The 8,051-nt window shown below is 46.4% G+C and carries 10 protein-coding genes; 9 read left to right on the top strand and 1 reads right to left on the bottom strand.

Features of this window, described 5'->3' with window-relative positions; all coding sequences use genetic code 11:
- Nucleotides 1-496: 496 nt before the first annotated feature.
- The 3 genes from F6K57_RS32860 to F6K57_RS32850 are packed head-to-tail and all read left to right on the top strand — an operon-like array spanning nt 497 to nt 2,224.
- Nucleotides 497-724, top strand: a complete 228-nt coding sequence (locus F6K57_RS32860) for a hypothetical protein (RefSeq protein ID WP_293072203.1) — start codon at nt 497-499, stop codon at nt 722-724.
- A 31-nt stretch (nt 725-755) separates the two neighbouring features.
- On the top strand, nt 756-1,442 hold the full coding sequence (locus tag F6K57_RS32855) for a Uma2 family endonuclease (protein WP_293072202.1): 687 nt from the start codon (nt 756-758) through the stop codon (nt 1,440-1,442).
- Nucleotides 1,443-1,489: 47 nt separating this feature from the next.
- A complete protein-coding gene (locus F6K57_RS32850) occupies nt 1,490-2,224 on the top strand; it encodes a Uma2 family endonuclease (RefSeq protein ID WP_293072201.1) in 735 nt (244 codons plus the stop codon).
- Between the two features lie 133 nt (nt 2,225-2,357).
- On the opposite strand, the gene F6K57_RS32845 is transcribed toward F6K57_RS32850, so the two are convergent.
- On the bottom strand, nt 2,358-2,537 hold the full coding sequence (locus tag F6K57_RS32845) for a hypothetical protein (RefSeq protein WP_293072200.1): 180 nt from the start codon (nt 2,535-2,537) through the stop codon (nt 2,358-2,360).
- A gap of 1 nt (nt 2,538) precedes the next feature.
- Here F6K57_RS32845 and F6K57_RS32840 point away from each other — a divergent pair, with 1 nt between their 5' ends.
- The 6 genes from F6K57_RS32840 to F6K57_RS32815 form a co-directional block, all read left to right on the top strand.
- On the top strand, nt 2,539-3,246 hold the full coding sequence (locus F6K57_RS32840) for a Uma2 family endonuclease (protein WP_293072199.1): 708 nt from the start codon (nt 2,539-2,541) through the stop codon (nt 3,244-3,246).
- An 80-nt stretch (nt 3,247-3,326) separates the two neighbouring features.
- Nucleotides 3,327-3,953, top strand: coding sequence for a hypothetical protein (locus F6K57_RS32835; protein ID WP_293072198.1), 627 nt, complete (start codon nt 3,327-3,329; stop codon nt 3,951-3,953).
- Nucleotides 3,950-4,393 (top strand): hypothetical protein, encoded by a 444-nt coding sequence (locus tag F6K57_RS32830; protein ID WP_293072197.1) that lies wholly within the window; start codon nt 3,950-3,952, stop codon nt 4,391-4,393. Before F6K57_RS32835 ends, F6K57_RS32830 begins: the two co-directional genes overlap by 4 nt.
- 533 nt (nt 4,394-4,926) lie before the next feature.
- Nucleotides 4,927-5,997 (top strand): NAD-dependent epimerase/dehydratase family protein, encoded by a 1,071-nt coding sequence (locus F6K57_RS32825; RefSeq protein ID WP_293072196.1) that lies wholly within the window; start codon nt 4,927-4,929, stop codon nt 5,995-5,997.
- A gap of 286 nt (nt 5,998-6,283) precedes the next feature.
- On the top strand, nt 6,284-6,550 hold the full coding sequence (locus tag F6K57_RS32820) for a hypothetical protein (protein WP_293072195.1): 267 nt from the start codon (nt 6,284-6,286) through the stop codon (nt 6,548-6,550).
- Between the two features lie 53 nt (nt 6,551-6,603).
- Nucleotides 6,604-8,051: ABC transporter ATP-binding protein (locus tag F6K57_RS32815; protein WP_293072194.1), on the top strand; the 1,448-nt coding region annotated here is incomplete at its 3' end.

Genomic DNA, 8,051 nt, shown 5'->3' with positions numbered 1-8,051 from the left:
TATCAGCTATCAGCTATCAGCTATTAACTATCAGCTATCAGCTATCAGCTATTAACTATCAGCTATCAGCTATCAGCTATTAACTATCAGCGATTAGCGCTACGCGCACGCTACGCGAACAGCTCTCAGCTATTAACTATCAGCTCATGCGCGTAGCCCATAGGCTGACCGCTGACCGCTGACCACTGACCACTGACCACTGACCGCTAAAATTAAATACTAGCTAGTTATTACTATCTAGATCCTTACGTTTAGGAGTGGGCTTCGATGGTCCTGTTGATCTCAGTCTCTCCCCACACCACTTTTCATTAGTTGTGATGTCAACAGCAGGAAAGTGATTAAGGGGGAGAGTATGTCTATTATTTTATTTTAGGGAGTAGGGAGTAGGGAGTAGGGAGTAGGGAGTAGGGAGTAGGGTAAGCTATGAGCTATCAGGTATTAGGTATTAGGTATTAGGTATTAGTTATCAGCTATTAGCTGAATACTTACATTGTTCATGACCTATAGCGTTTATCACAGCTATGAGGTACAAAGGATTTTTTGCCTCTTGCCTCTTGCCTCTTGCCTCTTGCCTCTTGCCTTCCCCTCCTGGGAGGGGTTAGGGGTGGGTTCCTCTTGCCTCTTGCCTCTTACCTGCTCCGAACGCGCCCCGCGTGGCCTACGGCCTCAGTCCCTGCTCCCTAAAACCCAGACATTTGTACCTCACAAGTCGTATAATTGGTAGATGTTGGTATAAATTTTATGGAGCAAGTCTTGTGGTGAAATCCCCTACTCCCGTAATAACTCAACTACCTATTCTGGAAAATGGCGATCGCTTAAGTAGAGTAGAATTTGAACGACGCTATCATCAAATGCCTGAAATTAGGAAGGCGGAGTTAATTGAGGGGGTAGTTTACGTGGCATCACCAGTTAGGGTCAATAAGCATGGTCAACCTCATGGTAGGATTATTACCTGGCTAGGGACATATGAAGCCGCAACCCCTGGCATTATGCTGTGTGACAATTCTACAGTGCGGCTAGATTTTGATAATGAACCCCAACCAGACGCTTTGTTGCGCATTGAACAAGACAAAGGTGGACAGTCGCGAATTAGTGAGGATGATTACATTGAAGGTGCGCCGGAGTTGATTGTGGAGGTTGCCGCTAGTAGTGCTTCCTATGACCTCTATGATAAGCTGCGAGCCTATCGTCGGAATGGAGTGAAAGAGTATTTAGTTTGGCTAACCCAGGAGCGGAAGTTTCGCTGGTATGTGTTGCGCGAAGGGGAATATGTGCAACAGCAGCCAGATGCAGGTATATTGAGTAGCCAGGTGTTTCCTGGATTGCGCTTAGGGGTGGAGGCTTTATTAGCTGGAAAGATGCAGCAGGTGTTGGCGGTATTGCAAGAAGGGATAGATTCCGAGATGCATCAAGAGTTTGTAGCGCGATTAGCTTCTGTTTAAGTTAAATCAAAATGCTATGCTCAAACTATCAGGTTCAACAGAGGATCATGTACCAAACTGACCCACCCCGTCCTCCCAGGGAAACTATGCCCACTATGTATGATCTACCTAGTGAAGACCCAGAGGAGCCTGGTTTGCCTGACGAATTTCATGACTTCCAACCCCAGCTATTGCGAGAAACTTGCCTACCTCCCAACTACCCTAGGGAGGAAATGTTCATTGGTACAGACCTGAATTTATATTACGATAGCCGTAATTCCTTATGGCACAAGCGACCGGATTGGTTTCTGGTATTGGGTGTGACTCCCGCTCAACAACAACAAGACCTGCGCTGGAGTTATGTGGTTTGGCAGGAAGGAAAAGCACCATTTTTGGTAGTGGAACTCCTATCACCAGGTACGGAAGCGGAAGATTTAGGACAAACCCTAAGGTCTGCGAACAAGCCACCTACTAAATGGCAAGCTTATGAGCAATATATGCGGATTCCTTACTATGTGGTTTTTGACCGTTACGATAACCAGTTGCGGGTGTTTCAATTAATGCCCATACAGTATCAGGAAGTAGAACTTTCTGAACCGAAATTTTGGTTTCCAAGACTGGAATTAGGGTTAGGCGTTTGGCAGGGGAAATATCAAGATACAGAAGGGTTGTGGCTGCGTTGGTATGATCAAGCTGGTAATTGGATTCCAACTTCAGCAGAACGGGCTGAACAGGAACACCAACGGGCTGAACGATTGGCAGAACGATTGCGTAGCCTTGGGGTTAATCCTGATGATTTGTAATTATAGGGAGTAGGGAGTAGGGAGTCGGGAGTAGGGAGTAGGGAGTAGGGAGTAGGGGGAAGAGTTTTAGCTATCAGCTATCAGCTATCAGCTATCAGCTTTTGAATAAAATGAAACAGGCAAGATGCCTGTTCTACACTTGAGGCAACAGGCAAGATGCCGGTTCTACACTTGAGGCAACAGGCAAGATGCCTGTTCTACACTGGGGACACAGGCAAGATGCCGGTTCTACACTTGAGGCAACAGGCAAGATGCCTGTTCTACACTGGGGACACAGGCAAGATGCCGGTTCTACACTTGAGGCAACAGGCAAGATGCCTGTTCTACACTTGAGGCAACAGGCAAGATGCCTGTTCTACACTCTTCTCCCCCCTGCTCCCGATTCCCAATTCCCGATTCCCGATTCCCGATTCCCGATTCCCGATTCCCAATTCCCGATTCCCGATTCCCGATTCCCGATTCCCGATTCCCGATTCCCGATTCTAAATTCGCGCATTCCCTGCTCCCTACTCCCTACTCCCTACTCCCTTTGCGATATGAATATACTGACTGACTTAGTTAAAGCACTGCTACGGTATCAAGGAAGAGATTGGCAGAGCTTTGATCCGATTACCCTTCGGAAAGCGGGGATGCCTGGAGTGGAGCCAGATGCTTGTTTCTACATCCAAAATTATCAAGCAATTTTAGGAAAGCGACGACTAGACCTGAGCCAAGATCCACCACCGGATCTCGCCCTAGAAATTGACCTGACTTCAATTACTGATATTAATGACTACATTCCCCTAGCTGTTCCAGAAGTTTGGATTTACAAAGCTGACACAATTCATATCTATCGATTTGAAAGCGATCGCTATTTAGAGGTTCAAACTAGCCAAATTTTTCCAAATTTCCCGGTGAAAGAAACCATTCCCCAATACATTAATAGGGCATGGCAGTTTGGTTCTAGTGTGGCTTTGCGAGAATTCATGGGACTTCTTGCAGAAGTAGGGAGTAGGGAGTCGGGAGTCGGGAATAGGGAATAGGGAGTCGGGAGTCGGGAGTCGGGAGTCGGGAGAAAAGTTTCAGGGTAAGCTATAGCGCTACGCGCAAGGCAAGAGGCAAGATGCCTATTCTACTCTTGGGGCACAGGCAAGATGCCTGTTCTACTCTTGGGGCACAGGCAAGATGCCTGTTCTACTCTTGGGGCACAGGCAAGATGCCTGTTCTACTCTTGGGGCACAGGCAAGATGCCTGTTCTACTCTTGGGGCACAGGCAAGATGCCTGTTCTACTTTTGGGGCACAGGCAAGATGCCTGTTCTACTTTTGGGGCACAGGCAAGATGCCTGTTCTACCGTTGGGACATTGGCAAGATGCCTGTTCTACCGTTGGGGACACTGGCAAGATGCCTGTTCTACTGTTGGGACACAGGCAAGATGCCTATTCTACTGTTGGGGCACAGGCAAGATGCCTGTTCTACTGTTGGGGCACAGGCAAGATGCCTGTTCTACTTTTGGGGCACAGGCAAGATGCCTGTTCTACCATTGCCTTACCACATTTCCCATACTCTTATCCCTACTCACCATACTCCCTGTTTCCGATTCTAAATTCGCGCATTCTAAATTCCAAATTCTAAATTCCCTGCTCCCTGCTCCCTGCTCCCTGCTCCCTGCTCCCTATTCCCTGTTCCCTGTTCCCTGTTCCCTAAAATCCCAAAAGTTTATCACCGAATTTAGAACCCCTATAAAATGAGTCAATCAACACCTCAAACCAAACGATGTCAACGGAACCGGAAGCGTTCTAAACGAAGAACTATTTTATGTCCGATTCATGGTTCCTACCTTGATAGCGTTAGTCAGAAGTATCGGTTGTTTGCTGACCGGCCAGGACAACTTCAGGCGCGTGGTGTTAAACAAAAATATGCCTTGATGCTGATAGCCAGTAAAACCACAGTAGCGATCGAAGGAGAATGGCTAGAGGCTTTTTGGTGTAGTGAGTGCCAGGAAACCAAGTGGTATCACGTGTGCAAGAAAAGCGATCGCATTTATAAGGTATCTTTGGCTCCTGCTGAGTTATGGCAGCAGGTAACAGGGGTGATTGATCCGAATGGCAACTCTTCAGTGGGAGAGTTTACCCGTCGCCAGTCTAAACGAATTGGTTTTCATGGGATTAAGGATTTTGGGGCGATTTAGTTTTTTAGTTTATGAGTAGTTATGATAAATTACTAGCTAAAGTATAGGCAAAATGCCAAGGGCAAGAGGTAAGAGTCGTCAACTAGTAGAGTTGATTAATAACAGAGGCAATCAGTTGAGTTTATTCTTTAAGAGTTTCTAAAACAAACTTTGGCATTTTGCCTCTTGCCCAGAAGTGTTTAACGTTTTAATTTTAAACACTTCTGAGAATATTATTGCTGTTCAAACGCTGATTAATTCCCATTTAAATGGGAATTAATTTTTGATGCATAATAACTACTGACTAGTGACTCCTAAATTTTAGAGCTTTTAATTCAAGGTGCAAGATATAGCAGTCGCCAGGGCAGTTAGGACATGACAAAAGTATCAAAACTAAATAAGCGCAAGAGTTTGACTTCTGACTTCTGACTTCTGACTTCTGACTTCTGACTTCTGACTTCTGCTATATCAGTTAGAGAAGCGTTAACGATGAATCGCTTTTTGAGCTTATTAGTTTCACTATAGATTATTTACCTAAACAATTAAGCTTTTATATGAAAAAATTACTGGTAACAGGCTCCTCAGGATTGATTGGGTCTGAAGTTTGTGGTTACTTTGCTCAGCAAGGTTGGCAAATTCACGGTATTGATAATAATCAACGGGCTGTTTTCTTCGGTTCCCAAGGGGATACACGCTGGAATCAGCAACGGTTGGAAGAGACAATTCAAGATTTTGTTCATCATGAATTCGATATACGCGATCGCAAAGGTATTTTAGACCTAATGGCGCAGCTCAAGCCAGACGCGATTGTACATACAGCAGCCCAGCCTTCTCACGACCGCGCCGCAGCAATTCCTTTCGCTGACTTTGATACCAACGCAGTGGGAACTTTGAACTTGCTAGAAGCTGCGAGGCAATCTTGTCCAGAGTCGCCCTTTGTACACATGTCTACCAATAAAGTGTATGGCGATCGCCCCAATACTATTCAGCTTAAGGAACTAGACACTCGTTGGGATTATGACGACCCGGCTTACACCAACGGTATTCCTGAAACCTTTAGCATCGATCAATCAAAGCACTCTTTGTTTGGCGCATCCAAAGTTGCTGCTGATGTGATAGTGCAGGAATATGGTCGCTACTTTAACATGCCCACAGCTTGTTTACGGGGTGGTTGTCTGACTGGACCAAATCATTCCGGTGTGGAACTCCACGGTTTCCTAAGTTATCTGGTCAAGTGTAATCTGGAAGGTCGGGAATACAAGATTTTTGGCTACAAGGGTAAGCAAGTACGGGATAATATCCACTCTCTGGATGTGTCGCGGTTTATTCACGCTTTTATCGAAGCACCTCGAATTGCAGAAGTTTATAACATTGGTGGCGGAAAAGGCAATAGCTGTTCAATCCTCGAAGCGTTTAAGCTGGCAGAGAAGTATAGTGGTAAAGCGATGCACTATACCTATCTACAAGATAATCGGATTGGCGATCATATCTGTTATTACTCCGATTTGAGTAAGATGCGTGAGCATTACCCTAGTTGGGATATTTCCGTTTCCTTGGAAGAAACAATTCAGCAAATTGTGGAATCCTGGCAAGCTCGTTTGGCTAAATCAGCCGTAACGGTTTGAGTATATAGCAGTTTGGGATTTTGTTAAGTACATAGTTCTGGGGAGTAGGGAGTAGGGAGTAGGGAGTAGGGAGTAGGGAGTAGGGAGTAGGGAGTAGGGAGTAGGGAGTAGGGAGTAGGGAGTAGGGAGTAGGGAGTAGGGAGTAGGGAGTAGGGAGTAGGGAACAGAGAAGTCGGAAGAGGGAAAAAATCCTGATTATCTCTTGTCTGTTGCCTTTTGCATGGAAGCCTTTCCCTACACCTCCCTCTCTTGACCTGTTCCCTGTTCGGCGTTGCTGAATAATGGAATGATTTTAAGAGTAGGTGCGCGCCTCCTAGGGCGCGAGCAATCCCTCGCGCCCTTGGGTCGCACCTGTAGAATGGGCATCTTGCCGTGGAATGGGCATCTTGCGTGGAACTGGCATCTTGCCAGTTTCAATATATTTTCGAGCGGGCAAGATGCCCACTCTACTCCGATTCATTACTTGACTGACGCAACGCCCCCTCTCTTTACCTGTTCCCTGTTCCCTGTTCCCTGTTCCCTGTTCCCTGTTCCCTGTTCCCTTCAATTCTAGTTTCACATCTGATTTTAAAACGCTATATATTTGCTGACTAATTAATAGTAATTGTGACAAAACTGAAAAAACTCATTCCTAATTTCCGATCGCCAGCCTATCGTCTGGTCGGGGAGACAGCCCGGAAAAACTGGTGGCTGATTGGGATGAACCTGGTTACCAATCTCGTCAGTGCCTTCCTAGAGGGCAGCACCCTAGGTGTGATTTATCTGGCCGTGGGTTACCTAACCGGGACTGATGACCCTGGAACAGACACACCAACCAATCCAACCATAGCTAAAACCCTTGCATTGATTCTGCCTTTGCCACCAGAGCAAATGTTTTTAGTATTAATCTTTGGGGCAGTGGTGCTGCAAATCGGCTTAAGTCTGAGTAACTATCTCAATAAGGTATCCACAGCTTACCTATCGGCCAAAGCACAGCCCTATGTGACGGGGAAAGTGTTTGAACGGATTATGACCTTTAGCTATGGCTGTGTCAGCCGCTATAAGGTCGGTGACCTAGTACTTTTTACCAATGATGCGGCTTTCGCAGTCGATCAAAATATCACACAATTCAACAATCTGGTGGTGAGTGTGTCATTCTCCTTGGTGTACCTGGTTATTATCGTGCGCCTATCCCCAATCTTGGCAGGGGCGGCAACGGTGCTGATTCTGGCGGTGGCTTATGTGCAGTACAAGCTGATTCCCCGATTACGACGAGTGGTAAAGCGGGTGACCGCAAGCCAGGTGGAGTCGGCTAAGTATATTACTCAGAGCATCCAGGCCTTGAGGTTGTTGCATACCTTTGGTACCCAGCCACAGACACTAACGGGGGCAAATCAGATATTAGGTAAAATCGAGAAACAACTAAAAAAGCGGGCATTGGTCTTTTACCTGCCGGAGCCAATTTTAGAGACTTTGCCCATGGTAGCCCTGGGAATTTTGGCGGCTTCAGCAGTACTATTTGAAGGGGGTAAGGCGACAATCCTACCCCTGTTGTTGACCTTTTTGCTGGCCTTGCAAAGGTTATCGGGGCGCTTGAGAGCAACTTCAGGCACTATTACAGCTTTTGTGGATAATAGCGCCCGGATGGTACGGTTAGAGACGATTTTAGACCAGCGGGATAAGGTATTTGAGCACTCGGGCACGGAGCAGTTTACACGGCTAAGGGAAGATATTGAGTTTAAGTCTGTAAGCCTTTCCTATAGTAACGATGATAACCTTGCCTTGAACAATCTCACCTTTACTCTGCCCCGACATCAAGTAACTGCCTTAGTCGGGGAGTCGGGGGCAGGTAAGTCTTCGATTATAGATTTGTTCATCGGGCTGTATCAACCGACGGCAGGACATATTCTAGTCAATGGTCGTCCTCTAGCAGACTATTGCTTGGAAGACTGGCGGCAACAGATCGGGGTGGTCAGTCAAGATACGTTTATTTTTAATGACAGTATTTTAGAAAATTTGCGTTACGGTCGTCCGTCAGCAAGCTTGGATGAGGTGGTGGAAGCAGCTAAAGCAGC

It is taken from the genome of Moorena sp. SIO4A5, from assembly GCF_010672005.1.
GTDB lineage: Bacteria > Cyanobacteriota > Cyanobacteriia > Cyanobacteriales > Coleofasciculaceae > Moorena.
This window is presented reverse-complemented; position numbering and strand designations above follow the sequence as displayed.

Bases quoted from the DNA above. Each gene is read 5' to 3' on its own strand.
- F6K57_RS32840 (WP_293072199.1), top strand. From the start codon at position 2,539: ATGCCTGTTCTACACTTGAGGCAACAGGCAAGATGCCTGTTCTACACT.
- F6K57_RS32830 (WP_293072197.1), top strand. From the start codon at position 3,950: ATGAGTCAATCAACACCTCAAACCAAACGATGTCAACGGAACCGGAAG.
- F6K57_RS32835 (WP_293072198.1), top strand. From the start codon at position 3,327: ATGCCTATTCTACTCTTGGGGCACAGGCAAGATGCCTGTTCTACTCTT.
- F6K57_RS32820 (WP_293072195.1), top strand. From the start codon at position 6,284: ATGATTTTAAGAGTAGGTGCGCGCCTCCTAGGGCGCGAGCAATCCCTC.
- F6K57_RS32860 (WP_293072203.1), top strand. From the start codon at position 497: ATGACCTATAGCGTTTATCACAGCTATGAGGTACAAAGGATTTTTTGC.
- F6K57_RS32825 (WP_293072196.1), top strand. From the start codon at position 4,927: ATGAAAAAATTACTGGTAACAGGCTCCTCAGGATTGATTGGGTCTGAA.
- F6K57_RS32850 (WP_293072201.1), top strand. From the start codon at position 1,490: ATGTACCAAACTGACCCACCCCGTCCTCCCAGGGAAACTATGCCCACT.